The 22288-nt window shown below is 38.2% G+C and carries 20 protein-coding genes; 14 read left to right on the top strand and 6 right to left on the bottom strand.

Annotation, left to right across the window (positions count from 1 at the left end):
* Positions 1-36: 36 nt before the first annotated feature.
* The 8 genes from ND811_RS17500 (at position 37) to ND811_RS17465 (ending at position 8107) form a co-directional block, all read left to right on the top strand.
* The gene (locus ND811_RS17500; RefSeq protein ID WP_265353281.1) at positions 37-1866 is read left to right on the top strand and encodes a ComEC/Rec2 family competence protein; all 1830 of its coding nucleotides are present in this window, start codon (positions 37-39) and stop codon (positions 1864-1866) included.
* Positions 1820-2698, top strand: a complete 879-nt coding sequence (rsmA, locus tag ND811_RS17495; RefSeq protein WP_265353280.1) for a 16S rRNA (adenine(1518)-N(6)/adenine(1519)-N(6))-dimethyltransferase RsmA — start codon at positions 1820-1822, stop codon at positions 2696-2698. The genes ND811_RS17500 and rsmA overlap by 47 nt, the downstream gene beginning before the upstream one ends.
* Before the next feature lie 19 nt (positions 2699-2717).
* The gene (locus tag ND811_RS17490; protein WP_265353279.1) at positions 2718-3959 is read left to right on the top strand and encodes a sterol desaturase family protein; all 1242 of its coding nucleotides are present in this window, start codon (positions 2718-2720) and stop codon (positions 3957-3959) included.
* Between the two features lie 253 nt (positions 3960-4212).
* Positions 4213-4998, top strand: a complete 786-nt coding sequence (locus tag ND811_RS17485) for a M23 family metallopeptidase (RefSeq protein ID WP_265353278.1) — start codon at positions 4213-4215, stop codon at positions 4996-4998.
* Between the two features lie 6 nt (positions 4999-5004).
* On the top strand, positions 5005-5832 hold the full coding sequence (locus ND811_RS17480; protein ID WP_265353277.1) for an HAD family hydrolase: 828 nt from the start codon (positions 5005-5007) through the stop codon (positions 5830-5832).
* Complete coding sequence (rsmI, locus tag ND811_RS17475; protein ID WP_265353276.1) at positions 5829-6515, top strand: 16S rRNA (cytidine(1402)-2'-O)-methyltransferase; 687 nt, start codon at positions 5829-5831, stop codon at positions 6513-6515. The genes ND811_RS17480 and rsmI overlap by 4 nt, the downstream gene beginning before the upstream one ends.
* 39 nt (positions 6516-6554) lie before the next feature.
* Complete coding sequence (locus ND811_RS17470) at positions 6555-7178, top strand: helix-turn-helix domain-containing protein (protein ID WP_265353275.1); 624 nt, start codon at positions 6555-6557, stop codon at positions 7176-7178.
* A gap of 2 nt (positions 7179-7180) precedes the next feature.
* Positions 7181-8107 carry a 50S ribosomal protein L11 methyltransferase gene (locus ND811_RS17465; protein WP_265353274.1) on the top strand — a complete coding sequence of 309 codons (927 nt, stop codon included), beginning with the start codon at positions 7181-7183 and terminating at the stop codon, positions 8105-8107.
* On the opposite strand, the gene ND811_RS17460 is transcribed toward ND811_RS17465, so the two are convergent.
* Complete coding sequence (locus ND811_RS17460) at positions 8104-10218, bottom strand: 7TM diverse intracellular signaling domain-containing protein (protein ID WP_265353273.1); 2115 nt, start codon at positions 10216-10218, stop codon at positions 8104-8106. The two genes, ND811_RS17465 and ND811_RS17460, sit on opposite strands and share 4 nt — an antisense overlap.
* 104 nt (positions 10219-10322) lie before the next feature.
* Between ND811_RS17460 and ND811_RS17455 the strand changes: the two genes are divergently transcribed.
* Entirely contained in the window at positions 10323-11699 is a 1377-nt protein-coding gene (locus ND811_RS17455) for a flavin monoamine oxidase family protein (protein WP_265353272.1), read from the top strand.
* A gap of 2 nt (positions 11700-11701) precedes the next feature.
* Here the strand turns inward: ND811_RS17455 and ND811_RS17450 are convergent, their stop codons facing one another.
* Positions 11702-12814 (bottom strand): acyltransferase family protein, encoded by a 1113-nt coding sequence (locus ND811_RS17450; protein ID WP_265353271.1) that lies wholly within the window; start codon positions 12812-12814, stop codon positions 11702-11704.
* Between the two features lie 49 nt (positions 12815-12863).
* On the opposite strand from ND811_RS17450, the gene ND811_RS17445 reads away from it, so the two are divergent.
* Positions 12864-13157: an HNH endonuclease gene (locus tag ND811_RS17445; RefSeq protein ID WP_265353270.1), complete on the top strand. Its 294-nt coding sequence runs from the start codon at positions 12864-12866 to the stop codon at positions 13155-13157.
* Positions 13157-13522 (top strand): DUF1292 domain-containing protein, encoded by a 366-nt coding sequence (locus tag ND811_RS17440; protein ID WP_265353269.1) that lies wholly within the window; start codon positions 13157-13159, stop codon positions 13520-13522. The genes ND811_RS17445 and ND811_RS17440 overlap by 1 nt, the downstream gene beginning before the upstream one ends.
* On the opposite strand, the gene ND811_RS17435 is transcribed toward ND811_RS17440, so the two are convergent.
* The 4 genes from ND811_RS17435 to ND811_RS17420 are packed head-to-tail and all read right to left on the bottom strand — an operon-like array spanning position 13506 to position 18653.
* A complete protein-coding gene (locus tag ND811_RS17435; protein ID WP_265353268.1) occupies positions 13506-13928 on the bottom strand; it encodes a MaoC family dehydratase in 423 nt (140 codons plus the stop codon). The genes ND811_RS17440 and ND811_RS17435 overlap by 17 nt on opposite strands.
* Positions 13912-15177, bottom strand: coding sequence for a sensor histidine kinase (locus tag ND811_RS17430; protein ID WP_265353267.1), 1266 nt, complete (start codon positions 15175-15177; stop codon positions 13912-13914). The genes ND811_RS17435 and ND811_RS17430 overlap by 17 nt, the downstream gene beginning before the upstream one ends.
* Positions 15178-15180: 3 nt before the next feature.
* A complete protein-coding gene (locus ND811_RS17425) occupies positions 15181-16755 on the bottom strand; it encodes an acyl-CoA dehydrogenase family protein (protein ID WP_265353266.1) in 1575 nt (524 codons plus the stop codon).
* Entirely contained in the window at positions 16752-18653 is a 1902-nt protein-coding gene (locus ND811_RS17420) for an AMP-dependent synthetase/ligase (protein ID WP_265353343.1), read from the bottom strand. The genes ND811_RS17425 and ND811_RS17420 overlap by 4 nt, the downstream gene beginning before the upstream one ends.
* A 121-nt stretch (positions 18654-18774) precedes the next feature.
* Between ND811_RS17420 and ND811_RS17415 the strand changes: the two genes are divergently transcribed.
* The 3 genes from ND811_RS17415 to leuA2 all read left to right on the top strand — a co-directional run bounded on the left by ND811_RS17415 (position 18775) and on the right by leuA2 (position 22193).
* Positions 18775-19374, top strand: coding sequence for a CBS domain-containing protein (locus ND811_RS17415; protein ID WP_265353265.1), 600 nt, complete (start codon positions 18775-18777; stop codon positions 19372-19374).
* A gap of 8 nt (positions 19375-19382) precedes the next feature.
* Entirely contained in the window at positions 19383-20816 is a 1434-nt protein-coding gene (locus tag ND811_RS17410; RefSeq protein WP_265353264.1) for a sodium:solute symporter, read from the top strand.
* 192 nt (positions 20817-21008) lie between these two features.
* Positions 21009-22193: a 2-isopropylmalate synthase LeuA2 gene (gene leuA2 / locus ND811_RS17405; RefSeq protein WP_265353263.1), complete on the top strand. Its 1185-nt coding sequence runs from the start codon at positions 21009-21011 to the stop codon at positions 22191-22193.
* The last annotated feature ends 95 nt before the right edge of the window (positions 22194-22288 follow it).

Raw genomic sequence — 22288 nt, 5'->3', positions numbered from 1 at the left:
AGAACCAATACACTTCTATTTTTACCTAATCCCTGCATGAAGCAGGAAGTTTATCTACTCCCTCGGGCTGATTTTAGTTGGTTCTGTTTGGGAGTTTGTGGAACTGCGTTTCTATTGAAACTCATGTTTGGGTTACAAGGCTCCCATTCCTTCTTACTCACCCTCTCTCTATTTTTATTTTTCCTTTATACATTTCTCCCAAAAACTCTCCCTCCCAAAATAGATCGAAAAGTCTTTCTTTCCCTTTTGGCATCCATTTTGTTTTTATTATTTGCAAACTTACATTCTGGACCTAGGGTAAAAAAGGTTCATCCTCTCTTTCGCTCTTATCTGGAAAGCCAAATAAAGCAATCTCCACTAAGTATATTCGAATCACGAATTGTTATGGGATTTGTCACAGGCTCTACAAAAGAAATACCCGGAAGTTTCAAAGACTTAAGTAAAGAATCGGGAATCTTACATTTGTTTGCTGCATCCGGTCTCCACCTAGGAATCTTTATAGGCTCCCTACAGTATTTTGGAAATCTTTGTTTTCGAAAAAGAAAATGGATTTCAATACTAATTTCATTAGGTGTTGGTTTCTTATATTTATTTGCTCTCGATTTTCCTGTTTCATTTTTACGGGCCTATCTCTTTGTTTTTTTATCTCTTACCGCTTCTTTGTTTTTTAGAAAAATCGGCCCCGCTGATTTACTTGTGATCTCTTCTGCTTACATTGCTTTTTTTCTTTTTTATGATTTTTTAAGTATTGGATTTTTATTATCCTTTGGGGCTGTTTTTGGAATTTTTTTTCTAAAACCTAGTTTAGATCAAATTTTGTTACCCCAATCAAAATCACTGATCAAAGAAAATCTCCACTTAACCATTGCTTGTTCCCTTTGTAGTTTTCCTGTTTTAGTGTATTACTTTCGTTCGTTTTCCTTTGGAGGAATTTGGATCAATTTTCTTTTGGTTCCTTTGGCAGGAATCCTTTTACCGACAATTTATTTTACCATTTTTCTACAGTCTTTAGTGCCAGAATTTTTATTGGACCAACTTAGTTCCTGGATTTGGATACCCGCCTCATTTGAGCTCTCCCTTTTCTTAAAAATTTTTCATTTATTAGGAAATTTAGGCAGAGGATATAAAACTTGGGCCAATGTTCCATTCGAATTCTGTTTTATTTCCGTTTTTTTATCCTTTGTTTTGTTTCTTTATCCCAAAATTAGTTTCCGACAATCACCCTTCCTAAAAAATCCTCTTTATCTTTTACCCATTTTATTTCTTAGTATTTCCTATTTTTTCCCCGTTCCCGATTTACCCTTTTTGCAAATCAAAAGGAGAAAAGGAAATCTATCCATTCGTCAGGGGGATCATTTGTATCTCTTCGGTAATTGTTATAACAAAAAATGGTCGGAACCAAATCCAGGTCTACCCCCTCCCCAAAAAATTTCCTTTGAATCCGAGTCTTGTTTGACCCATATTTTTTCATTGATCCGAAAGCACAATATAACAGACGTTTATTGGTATGGCATAAAAAATCCAATGGAATGGATTTCTAAATTCCAACTTCCCATAAAACCGATAAAAACGGAGATCCTCGGTGCCAATATGAACCCATTATATTCGATCATCCGCTTCGACGGAAATCCTAAAGAAGTTGAGAGGTTTTTAAAACAAATGAAATTGGCAGATAGGTCTAGGTCCAACCCTCATTGGAAAGGGATTCTCCTTTTGGACTTTCCTCCTTGGAAAAAAAAGGAAGCGAAAGAATGGATTCAGTATCAAAAACTACTTGGGATTTCGACTGCCTGGAAAATGATACTCGTTGAGGAAACTTTTGAAATCCCCTTACTCGACCATATCCAAAATCCAAACCTTCTTTGAAGCCAAAGGCATTCGGGCCCAAAAGAAATTTGGGCAAAACTTCCTCATCGACCAAAATATCGTCGATTTCATTGTTAGATCCGCAGAACCCCTATTCAATGATGATTCAACAGTTCTTGCAGAGATTGGGATCGGCCTAGGCACTTTAACTTACCCCATCCTCAGTTTGAATCAAAAAACATATCTTTTTGAAATCGATAACGCCTATATCGAATTGGCTAAAGATGAAATTTTACCTCAGTTTCCGAAGGCCTTTTTATATGAAGGTGATGCCTTAGAAAACCTCTATTCTATATATAATGAAAAGGTATTTGTATTTGGGAATCTGCCCTACCACCTAACCACAGAAATTATTAATACACTTGTCATCCACTGTAGAAATTTCCAAGGGGGGATTTTTATGGTACAAAAAGAATTTGCGGAACGCCTTGTAAAAGAAACTTCCTCTTTATCTGTTTTTCTCTCTGCTTTTTGTGATGTGAAATACCTTAAGACAGTTCATAAAAACTGTTTTTTCCCCATTCCCAAAATCCATTCTGCATTGATCCTGCTTTCTCCCAAAAAGGAATCGAAAGAAAACCAATGGCTCCTCAAAAACCAAACTGAGGTAGAAATCTGGTCGAGAATGCTTCGCACATTGTTCTGGGGAAAACGAAAACAGATCCAAGTTAGCCTCAGAGAATCTCCTTTTTCGGAGGATCCCCATTTCCGCGAAGCCCTCGGCAACGCCATTCAATCCGCCAAAATTCCACCCACTGCAAGGCCCGAAGAATTGAACCGTGAACAATTTCTGACCCTGGGTCAACATTTACTTGACCATTTGTCAAAATGATGGCAAAATTAGCACCGCCATGTTCGAGAATTTCACACCTCCGCCCATTGTTACCTATGCCATCCCCGTATTCTTCCTTCTCATAGGGATTGAAGTTTACATTGGCTACCGCAAAAACAAAGACCTCTACCGGTTAAACGACTCCATTGCCGACTTAAGTACGGGGATCATTTCTCAAATCTGGGGACTTTTCCAAAAAGGAATCGGACTTTTTGCTTATTTCTATATCTACGAACACTTTCGAATTTTTGAATTTGCTATGACCAACCCTTGGGCTTGGATCCTTTGTATCGTAGGCCAAGACTTTTGTTATTACTGGTCCCACCGTTTGGCCCACGAAGTGAATCTGCTCTGGGCAGGACATGTCATCCACCACCATAGCGAAGAATACAATTTAGTGGTAGCCCTCCGCCAAACTGGACTCGGGGGAATAATTTCCTGGATCTTCTATGTTCCTTTGGCCCTCATTGGTTTCCATCCTTGGATGTATCTTGCCAGCGGACAAATCAACCTGATCTACCAATTTTGGGTACATACAAAAGCTGTGGGTAAAATTGGAAAAATTGGCGAATACATTCTTTCCACTCCTTCCCACCATAGAGTGCACCATGCCATAAACCCCATCTATATTGATAAAAACCACGGTGGCATTTTTATCATCTTTGATCGGATGTTTGGAACTTTCCAAGAAGAAACTGAACCTTGTGTGTATGGAACTGTGAAACCCCTTCGTAGTTTCAACCCCGTTTACGCCAATTTTCATTACTACTGGGAACTCATCAAACAAGCGGCCAGTGCCCCCTATTTCTTAGATAAAATTAAGGTGTTTTTCAAACCACCAGGTTGGTATCCGAGAGAGGGAACAAAACCCGCTGGATTTTTACCCATCCCGGATGTACGCCCGGAAACTTTCCATAAGTATGATCCGAAACCCCAACAAGAAGTGAAAACATATACCACCACTTGGTTTGTTCTCGTTCTTCTATTGTCCTTTGCTTTCCTTCTTTTTGTGGCAAAATTCTCTTTTGTTTCTCAAGTGCTTGTAACAATTTGGGTCACTCTCTCTTTGGTTGCGATCAATGCCCTCATCGAAGGAAAATCCTGGGCTGGAGCTATGGAAATCACAAGACTCCTCTTTGGATTTTTGGTCATTGCCTACTTCGACGTCAGTTGGACCTACTACGCCATTGGCATTGTCTGCCTCCTTGTGGCAGGAATCTACCTTTACCGTACGAGCGGACAGAAAGCCCAAGCAGCTTAACCTCCCTTTTTCATAAGGAACCAAACCAATTCCTCCCATTGTCTGAAAAACCTCTCAGTCAATGGGTGAGCATCCCACAAAACACCGTTCTCTAATCAATCTAGGAAAATAAAAACGCGTGACCTCAAATACTCTCTCAGTGTTATGTCACATAAATGCCACGGATAGGGCAGATTCCGTCGACCGTTCCCCTTGACCGGACGGGGTCCCGTGAGAATTTGGCATTGCACCAGAGTTTTTGAGGCGAAATGAGATGAAGCGCAACCGAAGTTACTATATCATTCTAGTCCTAATCCTGTTTGTAGTGACCTATTCCGCCTATGCGGCCTACCAGAAGCAAAAAAATGGTCCTGTATTTTTGGACAACCATGTCTTCCAACGTTACAACGAGCAGTGGGGGCTTTGGGTGGACCTGAGGCTTGAGAAAAAAAGCCTTCTCGAAAAGGCATCAGAATTTGGGATCCTTGCTCGGGAAGTGATGGAGATCAATAACCTCAGAGAGGCCGATCTTCCTCGTTTGAAACGATCTATTTTCTTTCCTTATTCAGCTGAATACATGCGAGGACTCCAAGAGAGAGAACTCTTCCGTGAAACAGTTGAGTCTCCGATCGACCAATTCATTTGGCCGGTTCTACCGAATCACAAATCCCGGATCTCTTCTCGGATTGGCAGACGCTGGAACACCTGGCACACGGGACTCGACATCGCCATTCCCAAAAATTCCATTGTACTTGCTGCCGCCGACGGAGTGGTAGAAGAATCCGGCCGCAGTGGCGATTATGGCCTAGCAGTCAAAATTTACCACCATGACATGAACCATTTTCATACGGTTTATGGCCACAACCAAGAGTTACTTGTTAAACCTGGGGATGTGGTTCGCAAAGGACAGATCATTGCTTTTTCTGGAAATACGGGAAAGTCAACTGGTCCTCATGTTCATTTTGAAGTGCGATTTCACAATGTTTACCTCAATCCAGAAAACTTTCTCACTCCCTATGAAGAAGGAGTTGCCACAAGCATCGTTGGATTTGCAGACTAAGTATTAGTGACTAACCTGACAAAGAACAGTTGGACGGACGAGATATTCGACCGTCTGACAACCATCATACCTAAAAAACCAGGCATTGCCTGTTTTGATTTTGATAATACTCTCATTCGCAACGACTTCGGTGAAAAAATCATGGAAGAACTTCTCCGTGACGGACTCAAATTTGTACCAAAAGATTTATCGGAATTTTTTCGGGACAAAGAACTTTGGAAAGACCATACCAAACTGAGCACCCAAGAGAAGGAAGGTTTGATATGGGAAGAATATTCCTATCAGCTAAAAGAATATGGAATCGAAAGGGGTTACCGTTGGACTAGTTTTATCTTCCAAGGAATGAACATAGAAGAATACTATGAAATTTCAAGAAGGGCCTGGGAAAGAGTTTATATTCACGATAAAGATTCTGGAGTTTTCCCCCAAGTCGAAATGAAAGACCTTATCGCATATTTATACCACCACCAGTGGACTGTTTACATTGTGACCGCATCTCCAGAACCAGGAATTGCCGCCATATCCCACCTCTTCCCCGTGGAAGAATCCAAGGTTATCGGCATGAGACAAGAGTTAGGTGAAAATGGAAAATTCACTCACAAACTCATTGAACCTTATACTTATGGAGAAGGAAAAGTAAAAGCAATTGAAGAAAGAATTGGGGTATATCCTGATCTTGCCTTTGGAGATTCCTTTAACGACTACCCTATGCTTTGCCGGGCTAAACAAATGGCTGTGGCCATCAACCGCGACAACCCTGAATTTGCCAATGCTTGTGCAGCCAAAGGAATTTACGTCCAACCTTACTTTACCTTTCCTATAGTGCTTACATGAACCGACTCTATTTAGTATCCAATTCTATAGGAAATGATGAAGACATTCCTCCTCGCACCAAAACCTTGTTAGAGGAAGCCGACTGGATCATTGGGGAAGAACAAAGGACAACATCGACTTTTTTAAAAAAGTTAGGAATTTCCAAACCCTTTGATCTAGTGAATGAACATACATCCAGAAAAGAAATGGATGAAATCGCCATGAAACTTGCGACCACTAAAAGGACTTGTATGATCTCTGATTCAGGTAGCCCGGGCCTCGAAGATCCAGGCAAATGGCTTGTCCCTCTGGCTTGGGAGATGGGTGTGGAAGTTCGATCGGCCCCTGGACCAACTGCCCTCATTGCTGCCCTAACCAGTTCTGGGTTTGCGACCTCTCCCTTTCTTTTTTTGGGATTTTTGCCTAGAGAAGAAAAAGAAAGAGAGCGAACCTTAAAACAATACATTGGACTTGGGATTACCATTGCTTTTTATGAAACACCTTACCGGGCGAAACATTGTCTGGAAACCTTAGCAAAGATCTTACCGGGAGATCGACAGATCTTTCTTGCCCTTGGTATCTCTATGGCTGCAGAAACCAGCTTTCGAGGTTCTGCCAAAGAAATTTATAAAAAATTTCCACAAGGTTTAAAACTTCCCCCTGTCTTTGTGCTCGAAGAGAAAAAAGAAAGGATCAAACGATAGTTTCTTGACAATACCTCTGTTATATTGGATGCTTGGACAATGGTAAGTAAAGTAGAGCAACCGAGTGACGGAATAGACCAATTGATTTCAGAGTCTGGCGATTATATAACAGATGTCGTCAAAGAGAACCTGAAACTCATCCGTCATACAAAAGGTTTTTCTTTGGATAAACTCGCAAACCGATGTGGCGTGAGTCGCGCGATGTTATCACAGATTGAACAAGGGAAATCAGTTCCTACGATTTCTGTTTTGTGGAAAATTGCAAACGGCCTCAATGTTCCGTTTTCCGAACTCCTCAAAGAAAAAAACCAAGATGGGATTCATGTCCTCAAAGCGGAAAACTCAAAAGTCTTATATTCCAATTCCAAAGTATTTGCAAGCCGAGCCCTATTCCCTTTTTTAGGGAATCGCAAAACAGAATTCTACGAACTGACTTTAAAACCGGGTGGGCATGATGTAGCCGAACCACATAAAACAGGTACCACAGAAAACTTGGTTGTTGTTTCCGGCAAACTACGGTTACGTGTTGGTGAAAAAGTTGTGGAACTGGAACCCAAAGATTCTGTATTTTTTAAAGCCGATGTTTCGCATGAGTATTCCAATCCCTCAGACCAAGAAACTCTCATGTATCTTGTAATGGATTATACGGACGAAATAGGTTAAGATTGGAATATAGAGAACTCAAAGTTAATTTACCCAAAGAATTGTCCGACAGTTTTTACGAACTGTTGGATACATTACAATGTGCCGGTTATTACGAAATTTTATTTGATGGAGAAGCTCCCAAAGAAAAAGACCAGGGCCTTATTCGAGACAATACTAACATTCGTATTTATTTACAAACGGATGAAATAGATAAAGAATTAAAGATTCTTATCTTTTTAAAAATCAACGCACCAGACAATTCCAATGCAGAATCAAGAAACATCGAAACTCGTGATTACGAAGAAGCATACAAAGAATACTACAAACCATTCCCCATTGGAAAAAAACTTTGGGTGATTCCTACTTGGGAAAAAAACGAACCAGAAACCATCAAACTTTGGAAACCAAGTGGAGGAATTCCGCTCTTTATCAACCCAGGTGTTGCTTTTGGAACGGGTCACCATGAGACCACCAAGCTGATATTAGAATATTTAGATGAATTATATAATAAGGGTGAATTTCATTTTCAATCCGCATGTGATGTAGGAACCGGTTCTGGAATATTATCTATTGGTCTTGCGAAATTCGGCGTTTCTAAAATTTTTGCTTTGGATATAGATCCCAATGCGGTGAAGGCAGCTTGGTCGAATTGGACTGAAAATGAATACCCAAAAGGATTTCAATTCAGCGTGGAAGAATCAGGCATTGACAATCCGAAGTTATCCAATTCCAAATATGATTTAGCTATTGCCAATATCACGTATGCAGTTTTATCACAAAACATCCGTCATCTGGCAAAGATAGAAGCACCACGAATCATTTTTTCAGGAATCATTACTGAAAAAAAAGATCAGTTTTTAGGCTTATTACAAAGCCATCTCCCCGGTAAACTCCTCTACTCTAAAGAATGGAATGAGTGGTGGGTTTTGGATTGGATCCGTAACTAATCTTTATTTAAAAATTTAATCAAACTGACCTGGTTGCCCCGATCATTGTATTCAATTCGATCAAAAACAGATTTAGTCATTAGAATTCCACGACCATGTTGCTCATGAGCTTCATTCATCTCTTCCAGTGATTTTTCCATATGTTTTTTATGATCAAAACCGCGACCTTCGTCGGTAATTCGGTAGGCTACAAATTCGTTAGTAAATGAATATTCGATTTTTACCCTCTTTTGGATATAACGAGGGTCTTCTTGTCTTTTTTGTAAGAATTCCAGGTAATTCCCTTCCATCAAAGCTTTCGATTTTTCATCAAAACTAATATTTAAATTTCCATGTTCGACTGCATTGATGATAATTTCTCGAACTGAAGATCGCACTTCTGTTTGTTCTATATTAGAAAGGAACTTGGCTAATTGAGATGTGATTCTCTGAGAAACAAGTTCTGCATTTCTCAAATAATTGTTCATCGAAAGTTCGACCTTCTCTGATTCTATGAGTTGAATGATTGTGTCTTCATATTGCGAAGACATAGTGGCAAGAACTTCCCTGGTTTCATCGAAGTTTATGTATTGTAATCTACAATACATCTCTTTTGGTTCTTTTACATACTTTTGTTCAAATTCCGTTTTAAAATTCACGATAGAACCTGTCATCTTTAGGTCTGTTAGTTTATCATTTACGTAAAGAATATTGTAATCAGAACTCTGGTTGCGCCCCCTGTATAAAATTTCTGTTATTTTTTTACCACGTAAATCATCTAAACGAAATCCCATATGTTTTGAAAGGGCTCTGTTTGCATTTATGATTTCAAAGTTATCGTTCATCATGAGAATAACTTCATCTGAACCTTGAAAAATTTCTCTAAACCGTTTTTCCGACTCTTCAATTTTTAATTTCGCATGTGATAATTCCCTAATATGATCTCTTAGACTACGAGTTAAAAAGTTGATCCGGTCCGCAAGTCCAAGTGATAACAAAATAGTTTGTAAAGCTGTACCTATTTGAATCGTCCAACGAGTGATATGATTGTCAGGCAAAAAACCCAAACTTTTTACAGAATATAAAAGTACACCCGCAAGAAAAAAAGTCCAAGATATCAAAAAGTAGCGAGCAGCTCTTACCTCAGAAAGATAAGTGGTAGCTCCACTAAATACCATAATGAGAGCCGTTGGCACTGTTAGTAAAATCGCCGTGATCATTGCGATTCGGTAACTCAAAAAAAACAAAATTCCTGAGAATAATAAAAGAATCCCTGCCCAAACCCACATCAATTTAGAAATCTTGGGTAAATGTTTTTTTAAACTTAGGTAATTGTCTGAAAATAGAAGTCCAGTGATGCAAGAAACACAAATGAAAAAAGGAAGAGAATAATTTCCCCAAAAAATGGAATTTGGCCAAAGGTATTGAAATGCAAATCCATTATTAATTAAATGAAAGAAAAATATGGAACTAATGAAAAATAGATAAAAGAGGTAACTTTTTTCATATGTAAAAATATAAATGAAAAAGTTATAAGCAATCATTACAAATAGAATACCATAAAATAAACCAAAGATCATTTGTTCTTTGTTTAATTGGTCATAAAACTCACGTTCTGTCCATATAAGGAGAGTTAATGGTATTGTGGATTCAGATTGGATTCGTAAATAATAAACAGATGTAGTTTCGCCTTTCGTTTCTAAAGGAAATACTAAATTTCTATAATCTAAATTTCTTTTAAAAAAAGGATGGATATCTCCTAAAGTTCTTTCAACTGACTTAGGAATTTCTGTTCCAAAGATCTTTACCTCATCCAAAAGAGGAAAATCAAATACCAAATTCCAGCGAATCAAGTCTTTGGAGGGATTGTTGACAGCCAAACGAATCCAAAATGTTGATTTGGAAAAACCTAAGTTTGGAGAAGTAATTTTTTGGAATTGAGTATCTAAAGTTCCACGTATGATATTTTCCTGAGTAATCGATTGGTCTTTGTCTTCTAAAACAAGAACTTCTTGCCAAATGGGTTTTCCTGAAATTTGAGGTTGGAGGGAAATGGCCGACTCCGCCGATAGAACTGACGGTAAAATAACAAATAGGATTAGAAAAAAATATTTTATAGAGTGAAAAAACAAAGGTCGCAATCTCCAATTCGCTTAAAAAGACAAAGTAATCAGATTGTATTTTTCTAATTTTTCTAGCCTTTTTTGTTTCCATTGTTAAAATTGGGGAAAGTTCTATGAATCGAAAACGTTTCCTACAAAAGATAAGTGCTGTTACCTTGGGAGCAGGTTTGATCCTCCCTAAAAAGTCATTTGGACAAACCACAACCACTACGATCGCTGAAACCAAACCCAAGTCTAGTGCCGGGAAAAAAGCTATTGTTTTAGGTGGAGGCCTTTCGGGACTCTATTCAGCCTATTTATTAAAACAAACGGGATATGATGTTACCATCATTGAGCGCGGCGATAGATTGGGTGGTCGCATCGCTACTTATGAAAATCCAGACCTAGGAATCATACAAGATCTAGGTGGTGAGTGGATTGGCGACGGCCAATCTGATATTAAAAGTTTGGTAAAACAACTAAACTTGGATTTGGTAACCACCAATATTTCAGATCGTTTTTCGATACAAAAATCAAATAGCGATTTATTAAAAATATCGAAAAGCTCAATAGAAACTTTAGATAAAGTTATCGATCTCCATAAGTCTTTAGGCAGTACGCAAAAACAAGGTTTAGACAAAATCAATTTTTCTTCTTATGCAAGATACCAAGGATTAACAGAGGAAGAAATTCGTTCCATGAACGATCTCTACCGAGTGATTCTTGGTGCTGACCTAAATCAAATTTCCAGCGAATCAGTATTAGATGATCTTTCCGCGTTACAATCAGCGTTGAAACCGAAATTTCAAGTAAGAGGAGGAGCAGAAAGAATTATTAAAGAACTAGCAAATCTCTTAAAAAACCAGGATATTCTTTTAGGCGAAACAGTTACTAAAGTTTCACAACAAAAAAATCAGGTCACAGTAGATTTGTCCTCTGGAAGAACCTTAAAAGGTAGTTTGATTGTTTGTGCGCTTCCTGCTGCAGCAGTTCTTGATATCAAATGGACACCTGGACTTCCAAAAGATTTAATATACTCTGGATTACGGATGCAGACGGGGAAAATTTCAAAAAACTTAAGTTTTGTGAAACCAAAATTATCTCTTTCAAATTTCTTTCTGTCAACCAACACCGCGGCGGAAACTTTTTATGTTTCCGAAGCTGCCATTGGTCCAAACATAACAGCCATTACCTCCATTTCCACTGGAGATCGCGCCTCTTTATTTGAAAAGGGAAGTGATCGTCAGAAAAAGAATTTGATGACATCTTCTTTGGAAGAATTGGGAGACATGGAGTTAGTCTTAGAGTCCCCATTTTTCTTTCATAGTTTCCAGAAAACCACTGGAAGGTCAGGATTTGTTTCCTTGTTTCCTCCTGGAAGTTTTGGTATAAAAGATGTCTGGGCAGAGCCTTTTGAAAGAGTTTTTTTTGCTGGAGAACATTTAGCGTTTCATACAGGTAGTATGGATTCTGCCGTTGCCTCTGCCATCCAAGCCGTTAGCAAAACATAAACTTATTTACTCTTTAATCCGAAGAGAAACCGAAGAGGTTTCATCTTTCGGATTAAAAATTCATAAAAGAAAAAGCTAACACCTAATACCACAAGAATATGGGAAATAAATTTTACCCATATTCCCCACGGCATCTCTCTTACCCAATAAGCATACACTAAAGACATAGGATGGTGGAGCAAATAAATCGGAAGACTAGCCTCTATCAAGTAAAACCCTAACCTTCCGTCTTTATTTCCAAAAGTTTGAAAAATATATACTAGAAAACTTGTCCATAAAAAGGGAGCTATCACCCATAAAAATATATGTAAGGTTCTATTCCAAAGATTGGCATATTGAAAATTAATCCAAAGTGGATCATCAATTTCTAATTCTTTAAAAATCAAAAACACAAGGATAGCCCAAACTAATATGGCGATTATCTTAACGGTCGAATTATTTTTGGGAAAAAGAATATTCTGCCAATGAAAACAAAACACTCCTGCTAAAAAAAAGGAAAACTGAAATACGAAAGTAAGTTTAAAAACACCATAATAGGATTCTCCTTTCGGAATTTGTGTATGAAAAAGATATACAAATAGAAAACAAAAAATAACAAGAGTTATATACCGGAAAATACCTTTCGGTATATGATTCCAAATTTTTGCAGTAAAAATAGCTTTAGGAATCAGAGAATAAAGGATACTAAAAAAAAACAAATCCACAAGAAACCAAATATGAGAATGTTGGAAATGATCCTTTGTGAAAAAAAATTCCAAAAAAGGCAGAAAGTCTAAACCTGGATTATTTATACGTTCGGTAAGATAATATTGGATGGGGGCAAGAAAAATAAGTCCAAACATTGTTGGAATTAAAACTCGTTTGAACCTAGCCTCTAAATAAAAAGCCCGACCTTTTTTAGTCCATACCATCGCAGAAAAAAAACCAGATATCATGTAAAACATGGGCATCCGGTAACAATGAATCCAATAACAAAAATAGGAAAGAATCTCACTTCTTTTCTCATCCTGAATGGCGTATTTAATGTCTGATGCATAAACAATAGCAGCATGAAACACAATTCCGAGCAAAAGTGCAAAGGATCGCAAATTGTCCAAATAAACCAATCTACCCATTCCTACATCTTTTTCTTGACGAACAGAAAAAAACAGATTTTTTTAAACTATGACGGAATCACCCTCCGATTCATTTTTTTCCGATGTGACAGATGAAGAAATCGCGCGGGAAAGAAGGAAAGCAAAAGATCTCAAAAACAGTGCGTGGTGGAAGAACAAACGTTCTTCTGGACTTTGCCACTACTGCGGAAAAAAATTCAAAGTGGAAGAGTTAACAATGGACCACCTAATACCTCTTATCCGGGGTGGCAAGTCAGTAAAAGCCAATTTAGTGCCAGCTTGCAAAGAGTGTAATTTTAAAAAGAAACACAGTCTTCCCTTTGAAAAAGAGTTCTTTTCCTAATGGATATGAACGATCTAGGATTCCAAGCTGATGATTTTCTTCCGAGCAGAGTCACTGAAGAAATTGATCTTGTCGATGAAAGAGGCAATAGCTACCAATGGGAGGTATTTTATTCATTTTCTCAAATGGGAAATGATTACCTTGTTTTTTTACCTGCGACAGAACAAGAATTCCAATTTGTCAATGTGGAAATGGACGATCCAGATTCCGATGTCCCTGGGTATATCGTCATGAGAATTAGCCAAGACGAAACCGGAGAGGAAATCTTGGAAGAAATTCTGGATGTTGATGAACTGGAAGAAATCCGAGAATATGTAGAAGATGAGATCGGTCTTTTAGGCCAATTTCTTAGCCGGGAGGAATGACAAGAGTCTCTCCCTTACTGACCACTTCCGATTTTTGATTTGTCCAAATGATTTTCATCTTCACTGCTTTTAATCTTTCTACTTTTTCTACAACTTCCACATAACAAGTGATCGTATCTCCAAAATAAACAGGCTTACGAAACTTTGTTGTCGTTTCTAAAGCAACAGTTCCAAGTCCGGGAAGTTTCATTCCAAGTACAGGTGCTAATAGGGAAGCAGCAAGACCTCCATGAGCAATTCTTGTTCCAAAAGTTGTTGTCTTTGCATATTCTTCATCTACATGGAGTGGGTTAAAATCACCACTAATACCCGCAAATAAATACACATCTGTTTCCGTAATGGTTTTCGTAAAAGAAGCAGAATCACCGACTTGGATTTCTAAAAAACTTTTACCTTTTTGATACATTTGAATCATCCTTAGGAATAACTTTTTTGGGTGAAAAAGCAAAGTGATAAAATACTCCTTCGTTTGGAGCCGAGGAACATTCTACTTCGCGACCATTCATTTGACTACATAATGAAAAAATAACCGATAATCCAATAGACTCTGCTTTTCGATAATTCAAACCAGGTGGGAAACCGACGCCATTATCTCTATATTTTAATTCGTAATTGAATTTATCTGTAACAATAAATTCAATTTTTATTAAAGCATCAGTTTTTCCATTGGCGAAAGCATGCCTAAAACTATTCGTTAGCATCTCAGTGATCATTAATCCCATAGGGATCGCATCAATAATATTAAATTCCAATTGTTGTATATCCAATTCAATTGAGATATCAGTTCTCATATACATGAGTTTTATATTTTCAACTAAACTAGTAATATAATCGACTGAACTAAGACCCGATAAATTTTTGCTGCTGTATAACTTTTCATGAACAAGAGCGATCGCCTTAATTCGCACAATACTTTGTTCCAAAATATCAGCTGTTTCTGGTGGAGAAGAATATACTTGAAGTTGTAAAAAGGAAATGATGACAGCTAAATTATTTTTGACTCGATGGTGAACTTCAGTAAGTAAGGTTTCGTTCTCTCTGAGAGACCGTTCCAGTTTGGATTGATTCTCCATATAACTAGTCATATCTGTTATGACTGCTACAGCTTTGTTAGCACTTCCCTCTCTCGCTGGAATATAAAGCCTATGCTCCAAGGCCCACTTAATTTGTCCGTCTAAGGAACGAATCCGATACAATAAACCGGTATGGTTTTCTCGTAATTGATTCATCCATATTTGAGTCATCCGCTCCCTATCAGTTTCATGGACACGTTCTATTAATAATTCCGGATAGGTAAGGATTTCATTTGTAGGTATATCAAACAAACGAGAAACTTGTTCGCTTAAAAAATCAATTTTCCATGTATCCAAATTGAATACAATTACTGCATCTTCGATTCGCTCCAAAATCACTTGGAAAAGTTGATCTGATTCGATTTTCTCAAGCAAAACAAGTTTTTGTCTACGTAGTTCTCGCACTAAAAGCACAAAGATAATCAGAGCCGAAACCGTAACAAAACCCCATCCTTTCACACTTTGGATTTCTCGAATATCATCAGGTGATTGAAATATAAGTGAAATCGCATAATCCGAAAAATAAATCCAAACGTAGCCGAATAACAGATATAAGAATGCTATTCGGCCAGCGGCTTTCATCGGTTATAAAAGTTCCTGCAAAGATTGAAATCGTCCATGCACAGTATCTTCAATCGTTTTCCCTAATTGTGAATAATGATTCCACAATTGAGTCAGCTCCGAAGGAACATAGTTTGATAGTCTACTGAAGGACATAAGATATTTCCCAATAAGATAATACGAAAGTAAGTTTCGATCCACTAATTTTTCCTCTAAAGAATAGTGTTCTGTAGATTTATGTGTATCAATTTCAGAAAGAGAAAGAATTACAAAAATGGACAAAACATCAGCAAAAGCAAATTCGATTGATTGTTGTTTTTTGCGATTTGGTTCTGCATCCATAACAATTATTATGTCAAAAAGTACATTCTGTATTTTGTCTGTTAGATTTGACTCCTTTTCCAATCTAGCAAATTCTTTTTGGAATTTTTCTTTCCCCGAATATAAAGAAGAAATAATAGACCGTTGAATTTCACTAGTTCCACCGCCAATGGTTCCTAACTTGACATCTCTATAAAAACGTTCTACGGAATATTCTTTCATATATCCATAGCCACCAAACAATTGTACAGAGTCCCTTGCCACATCCTCTGCAATTTCGGATGTGATGAGTTTTCCCAAACTGCTTTCCAAAGGAGAAGGAACTCCTCTATCTTTTCGTTCTGCTACCCAATAAATCAATCTCCTTGCTGCCTGAATGTAGACCCAGTTACGAACTAAAATATCTCGCATTCCATAAAAACTAGAAATCGGTTTTCCAAACTGAACTCTTTCGTTCGCATAACGAAGTCCTTTCCGAAAACAAAACTCCATTGCTCCTGCAAGACCAGCCACAAAGACAGTTCTTTCCCATTCCAAAGTCTCTTTACCGATTCTCATAAACCCAGTATTTAAAGGGCCAAGAAGATTTTCTTTAGGAATGAACATATCCTCAAATACAAGTTCAGCGGTCATTGAAGTATGGTGTCCTAATTTTTTCAGAACCTTACTCACTTTAAACCCAGGAGTATTACTTTCTACAATGAAAGCTGAAATTCCCATAGGCCCTCTTCCTTTTTCTGAAGTTCTAGCCATGACCACAAACACTTGTCCTACGGGACCATTGGTGATGTACATTTTCGTTCCATTCAATTTCCAACCGCCATCAACTTCTTCTGCTTTGGTTAAAAGAGAAGCCGCATCAGAACCAGAAGCAGGTTCTGTTAAGGCAAATCCAGCCATCCATTCTCCGGTAGCAAGTTTCGGAAGGTATTTTGATTTTTGTTCACTTGTTCCCTGAAAAATAATTGGCATTGTACCTATTACTAGATGGGCAACCCAAGAAAGCCCCATTCCGCCATCTAACGAACCGGATGCGAATGCATCGGTAGCAATCGAACATAATAAACAACTGGCACCTTCGCCGCCATATTCAGAGGGAATCGTAAGTCCAGTTAAACCAGCTTTACTAAACTCCTTCCATAATTCGTTTGACCAAATTTCTTTTTCATCTCTTTCCTCTGCAGAAGGGAAAACTTTTTCTTCAGAGAATTGGAAAACGGTATTGTAAAAACTTCTTTCCTCTTCATTCAGATATGGATTCAGTTTTGGGTGTATCATTGGTAAATTCCTTCAATTTGTTTTGAGAATACATCCGAAATGACATTTCTCTTCATTTTTAAAGTTCGTGTCATTTCGAGATCGGGATCAAAGGGGCGAGGAACCACATAAAAATTATTAGCTGGTATCATCTCGAATCCTTTGAATCCGTTTTCGCGTGAAATAATGCGTGCTATTTCGGCTCGGTATAATTCGCGAACCTTGGGATGGAGATTCCATTCCCCTGCTTTTTCCTTGGAAATTCCTGGAATTTTTGCTTCAACTGCTTCGAAGTTAGGCACGATCAGGGCACCAAGTGTTTTTTTATCATGACCCACAACCATTACTTGGTCAATGAATGCAGATGTAAGAAGTTTGTCTTCGATTGGGATCGGCTCTACATTTTCTCCACCGATCAGCGCAATTGTATCTTTGGACCTACCTGCAAAAATCAATTCATTTCGATGAGAAATATACATAAGGTCCCCAGTATCAAAAAAACCATCTGTATCAAAGACAACTTGATTCAGTTCAGGACGTTTATAATAACCTTTCAAAATTTGTTTTGATTTGATCCAAAGGGTTCCTTTTGCACCAGCTTTCGTTACGGTTTTCCCCATATCATCTTTCAATCGAATTTGATAGCCATCAATTGGAACTCCAACAGTACCTTTGGTTGGTTTCGAATTTGACCGGATGGAAACTACTGCAGATGTTTCTGTCATCCCGTATCCTTCTAAAACTTTTAAGCCAATCGCAGATAAAAATTCATCAACTACACTTGGCAACGCAGAACCAGCAGAAATACAAATTCTAATTTTTCCACCTAGTGCTTTATGAATGGCAGAGAAAATTTTCACACTGAGTAACTTAAATGGTGAAATTAGAGTTAAAACTAACAAACCATAGGTTCTTTTTAAAAGAGAAATAAAGATATTTGGTTTTCGAATTTCAAATTCGAATCCAAAACACATAGCATAATAATGTGCCCATTTTGATCCGACTTTTAAAAAGAAATGGAAGAGTTTTTCTTTAAACCCACCTTCTTTAGCAACTTTAGAAATGATTCCATTGTAAACTGATTCCCAAATGCGTGGAACAGAGGGAAATATTGTAGGACGAAAATCACGAAGGTCATCTTTTAAGGATGACATATTCGAAACTAAAAAATCAATCCCGAGAAAAATTCCAGCATATTCAATGGCTCTTTCAAATGCATGCCAAGGAGGAAGTAAACTAACGGCGTTGTCATTGGCATTCATATCCAATCGAGAAATGGTATTTCTAATGGCAGTGATCCATCCTTTTTGGGACAACATCACACCTTTAGGATTTCCTGTAGTTCCTGAAGTGTAAATGAGAGTGGCAAGTGCATCAGGATCAGTTTGACTCATTCTTGTTTCTAAAGACTTTTTACCATCTTGATTCCATCTTTCTTTTCCTCGCTCGGCAATCGAAAGTATTGAATTCTCCCCCGTATATAAATCACCTTGGTCAGTTTCTAATATAAAAGTTTGTTTTAAATGAGGTAGATCACCTAACAAATCATCAATGCGCTTTTTATCTTTTGGTTTTTGAACTACCAAGTATTTTGCTTCAGAATGGTTTAGAATATAGAGGATTTCTTCTCGAACTATATCGGTTCCCCGAGGAACCACAACTGCTCCAGACGTAAGAATGGAAAGATCAGTTCTTAGCCAATTGACACTGGCATCACAAAAAAAACCGATTCGATCCCCTACCTCAACTCCCAAATCGATAAAACCCAAAGTCAAGTGGTCGACAAACAGTTTCAAATCCTCAAAACTGATCCCAGGGAATTCTGTGGCCGATTTTCTCTTCCGAAAGGAAACTTTTTTAGGGAGAGTTTCTGCGACATGGGCCAATGCTTGGTAGAGATTTTCGTAATTTGGGATCATGGGTTTTGCCTTTTCCTTTGGAATCTTTACAGAAATGTAGGTTGGATAAAAAACCACTGTTCGTTTTTTGCAAGTATTTTTGTTATTTTTGACAAACTTTTCAGAAAGGTAGGGCATAATTATGTTCTTTTGGATCCATGACGGGCGGATTTTGCCAAATCTCCCGGCTACTTACGCCGATCGGGTGCATAAAATCCATCCCGGGGTCAAAAGCTCCCCCATTTCTGGGGATCGGGAGGACACAGGGAGTCCGACGACGGCTTCTTTTTTGCACCGTTCTCCAGGGGACGTTTACAAGGAAACGGCAAAACAAACAGAAAAAACGGTCTACTTCCTCCATGAAATTATGTCGACTCCGGCACTTACTAGGCCATCTACCGAGACAATTGCTAATTGTTTGGATTTTATGTTGGAAAAAGGGATTCGGCATCTCCCCATCGTAAACGATGAAGGAACCCTTGTCGGTTTTGTTTCCGATCGGGACATTCTCGAAAAAAGTAAGTCTTATGAAAGAGACTGGCTAATTTCCGATATAATGACAAAACGCGTGTTAGTTGGCTCTCCTGGTTCGGAAATACGTGGGGTCACTCAAGTTCTTTTAGAGGAAAGAATTGGATGTATTCCTGTCGTAAATGACGATAATCAACCTATCGGTATGATCACTCGTTCTGATTTACTTCGATTGTTATTAAAGTATCCGAATTTGAATATCATAGCTTAGGGAGTTTTATGTTTTGGGATTTACTCGTCCTTGTTTTTTATTTTGTGATCGTTTTTTATTTTGGATTTCACTTTGCCAAAAATAACCAAAAAGAAGAAGACTTTTATTTAGCTAAAAAAGAAATCCATTGGATCTTTCTATTATTGTCCCTTGTGGCAACGGAAACTTCAAGTTTAACTTTTTTAAGTATCCCCTCCTTATCTTTCAAAGGTGATTACAGGTTTTTAGAAATTGCCTTAGGATATTTGATCGGCAGAACCATAGTAGCTTTTTATCTATTACCATCCTATTTTTCTGGTAATACGATTTCGGTATACGAATACGTTGGAAACCGATTTGGTAAATCTCCGCAAAAAACCCTATCCTTAGTATTTACCATTTCAAGGCTTCTCGGAGACGGGATTCGTTTGTATGTTAGTTCATTGCCGATTGCCTTTCTATTAGAAAGGATGGGGCTAAATCTATCTCCGGAAATTTTAGGGATGGTTGCATTAACCACACTAAGTATTGTCACTATCATTTATTCCGTTGTCGGTGGGTTTCGTGCGATTGTTTTTACTGATGTACTGCAATGGGTTATTTATATTTTTGGTGGAATATTTGCACTAGGACTACTCATCAATAAATTAGAAATCCCTCTTGGAGAAGGAATCAGTATCCTTAAGACAACGCAAAAGTTTAATTTATTTGTCTTTGATTACCTTCCATCTGGTGACAATAGTTACTTCATCTTATTTGCTCTAATCGGTGGAGCATTTATCTCTATTGGTTCCCACGGAACTGACCTAATGCTTGTGCAACGAGTCATTGCTACTAAAAATTTAGCATCTGGTCAAAAGATACTCATCGGGAGTGGGATAGTCGTCCTTCTTCAATTTATCCTTTTTCTTTGGATTGGGTCTCTGCTTTATCTTTTTTATTCAGGCCAAACAATGGCACCCGACAAAGTGTTTAGCAGATTCATTGTGGAAGAAGTTCCCTCACCACTACTTGGCATCCTTGTCGCCGCAATATTGGCAAGTGCCATGTCTACATTAAGTTCCACAATCAATTCCCTCTCTTTGACCTGGGCTCGTGATTGGGGAATGGACCAGTGGTTTAGTCCTCGCACACTCTCTCTGTTTTTTGGACTCACTCTATTTGTTTCAAGCTTTATCCCTTACTTTCTGATCCAAACCTGGGAAAAAGGAATTTTGGAAGTAGGTCTTACCATTTTTTCTTATACCCTCGGACCATCCATTGCCGTTTTCTTTCTTGCTAAACTTAAAGCTGAGTTACCTGTATCTGGACTTGTATTTTCGGCTTTCTTTCTCACCAGTATCCTTTCTACAGTGGCCATTGGATTAGGTTTTCAAATTTCTTTCACCCTTCTCATCCCCATTGGGTTTGGGATCCAAATATTCCTTGTGCAAATTTCCCGACTTACACTTAAAAAAAATTGACAGGAATCCTGCTGGCTGTTCGTCTAAAAGTTAACAATGAAATTATCTGCTAACATTCAGTTGCTCCTCCTCCTCGAACTTTTATAGATCGAGGGAGATAGTGCTGTGTGACAAAGCCCACTCCCAACCGGGAAGTGGGCTTTTTTTATTTTTGGTCCTCCCGGTGGTAGTGGCAGCGGATGTGGAGGAACCATGAAACCAAACCAAATCAAAATCCAAGACGTAACCTTAAGGGACGGAAACCAAGCCTTGCGCAGACCTTGGACCTTAGAGGAAAAAATTGAAGTCTTTGACTTACTTGTGGAATTGAACGTCGATGGAATCGAAGTAGGATTTCCTTCTTCCAACGAAACTGAATTTTTAGCTAGTAAAACCTTAGCCAAACGAGCACCAGTTGGGAAACCGATCGCAGGTTTATCGAGAGCCAACGAAACAGAAATCGCTAAAACTTGGGAAGCCATCCAACATGCAAACAAACCAAGAATGCACATTGTCTACCCTGTTAGTGATTTTTCCATTCGGAATGTTTTAAAAATTTCTGAAAAAGAAGTCATAAAAAAGATACAAAAATCAATCACCTTTGCCAGATCCATTGTAGGACCGGATGTAGAAATCCAATTCTCTGGGGAACATTTTGGTGATGCCATAGAAAATTTTGCATTCACAAAAGATGCGTTTTTATCGGCAATTGAAGCAGGTGCCAATATCATTAACTTACCTAATACAGTGGAACGTTACCGACCAATGATATTTGTGAATATGGTTAAGGATATAAGTGGGTTTATTGGAAAGAGAGCCAAAGTTTCTGTTCATACCCATAATGATTTAGGAATGGCTACTGCAACTTCCGTTGAATGTGTTTATGTAGGAGCTGAACAAATCGAAGTCGCATTGAATGGATTGGGAGAAAGGGCGGGAAATACAAATTTATACGAGACATGCATCGCCTTACATCAGAATGGTGAATCTTTAGGAATTAACTTCCAAAGAATTTACCCAACTGCCAAACGAATCTCAGAAATGACTGGCATACCAATTGGAGAAAAAGCTCCTATTATTGGGGAAGATATTTTTTCTCATAGATCAGGAATCCATCAAGATGGAGTGGCAAAGACCATCAAACAATCCAAAGGTGCTTACAGGACTTTCTCTCCCGAATTTGTGGGCAGAAAAGATGCAGAAACCATTTCCTTTACCAACCAATCAGGCCATAGAGCGATCCAATTTTTATTGGAAAATAAAGGAATTTTGATTCCACCAACGGAAATCCACCGTTTGTTTGAAACAGCGAAAACCATTTCTTCCCAGGAAAACAACAGAGAGGTCACCGAAGCAGAGTTAGTGGATTTAGCGACAAAGCTTGTGGCATCTCTCTGAACAAAGAGAGATTTCGTCCAGAGAATCTTTTGAGTGATTCTTAACGAATCATTGACAAAACTTTGTCAATCTGCCATAATTTCGTTTGGTTTTTA

The organism is Leptospira soteropolitanensis, from assembly GCF_026151655.1.
Classification (GTDB): Bacteria; Spirochaetota; Leptospiria; order Leptospirales; family Leptospiraceae; genus Leptospira_A; species Leptospira_A soteropolitanensis.
Note: the sequence above shows the minus strand (reverse complement) of the source record. Positions and strands in the feature narration are given on the sequence as shown.

Excerpts from the sequence above, each read along its gene's own strand:
- ND811_RS17410 (WP_265353264.1), top strand. The coding sequence starts at position 19,383 with ATGTTTTGGGATTTACTCGTCCTTGTTTTTTATTTTGTGATCGTTTTT.
- rsmI (WP_265353276.1), top strand. The coding sequence starts at position 5,829 with ATGAACCGACTCTATTTAGTATCCAATTCTATAGGAAATGATGAAGAC.
- ND811_RS17500 (WP_265353281.1), top strand. The coding sequence starts at position 37 with ATGAAGCAGGAAGTTTATCTACTCCCTCGGGCTGATTTTAGTTGGTTC.
- leuA2 (WP_265353263.1), top strand. The coding sequence starts at position 21,009 with ATGAAACCAAACCAAATCAAAATCCAAGACGTAACCTTAAGGGACGGA.
- ND811_RS17470 (WP_265353275.1), top strand. The coding sequence starts at position 6,555 with ATGGTAAGTAAAGTAGAGCAACCGAGTGACGGAATAGACCAATTGATT.
- ND811_RS17430 (WP_265353267.1), bottom strand. The coding sequence starts at position 15,177 with ATGAAAGCCGCTGGCCGAATAGCATTCTTATATCTGTTATTCGGCTAC.
- ND811_RS17455 (WP_265353272.1), top strand. The coding sequence starts at position 10,323 with ATGAATCGAAAACGTTTCCTACAAAAGATAAGTGCTGTTACCTTGGGA.
- ND811_RS17485 (WP_265353278.1), top strand. The coding sequence starts at position 4,213 with ATGAAGCGCAACCGAAGTTACTATATCATTCTAGTCCTAATCCTGTTT.
- ND811_RS17415 (WP_265353265.1), top strand. The coding sequence starts at position 18,775 with ATGTTCTTTTGGATCCATGACGGGCGGATTTTGCCAAATCTCCCGGCT.
- ND811_RS17450 (WP_265353271.1), bottom strand. The coding sequence starts at position 12,814 with ATGGGTAGATTGGTTTATTTGGACAATTTGCGATCCTTTGCACTTTTG.
- ND811_RS17435 (WP_265353268.1), bottom strand. The coding sequence starts at position 13,928 with ATGTATCAAAAAGGTAAAAGTTTTTTAGAAATCCAAGTCGGTGATTCT.
- ND811_RS17445 (WP_265353270.1), top strand. The coding sequence starts at position 12,864 with ATGACGGAATCACCCTCCGATTCATTTTTTTCCGATGTGACAGATGAA.
- ND811_RS17420 (WP_265353343.1), bottom strand. The coding sequence starts at position 18,653 with ATGATCCCAAATTACGAAAATCTCTACCAAGCATTGGCCCATGTCGCA.
- ND811_RS17440 (WP_265353269.1), top strand. The coding sequence starts at position 13,157 with ATGGATATGAACGATCTAGGATTCCAAGCTGATGATTTTCTTCCGAGC.
- ND811_RS17425 (WP_265353266.1), bottom strand. The coding sequence starts at position 16,755 with ATGATACACCCAAAACTGAATCCATATCTGAATGAAGAGGAAAGAAGT.
- ND811_RS17490 (WP_265353279.1), top strand. The coding sequence starts at position 2,718 with ATGTTCGAGAATTTCACACCTCCGCCCATTGTTACCTATGCCATCCCC.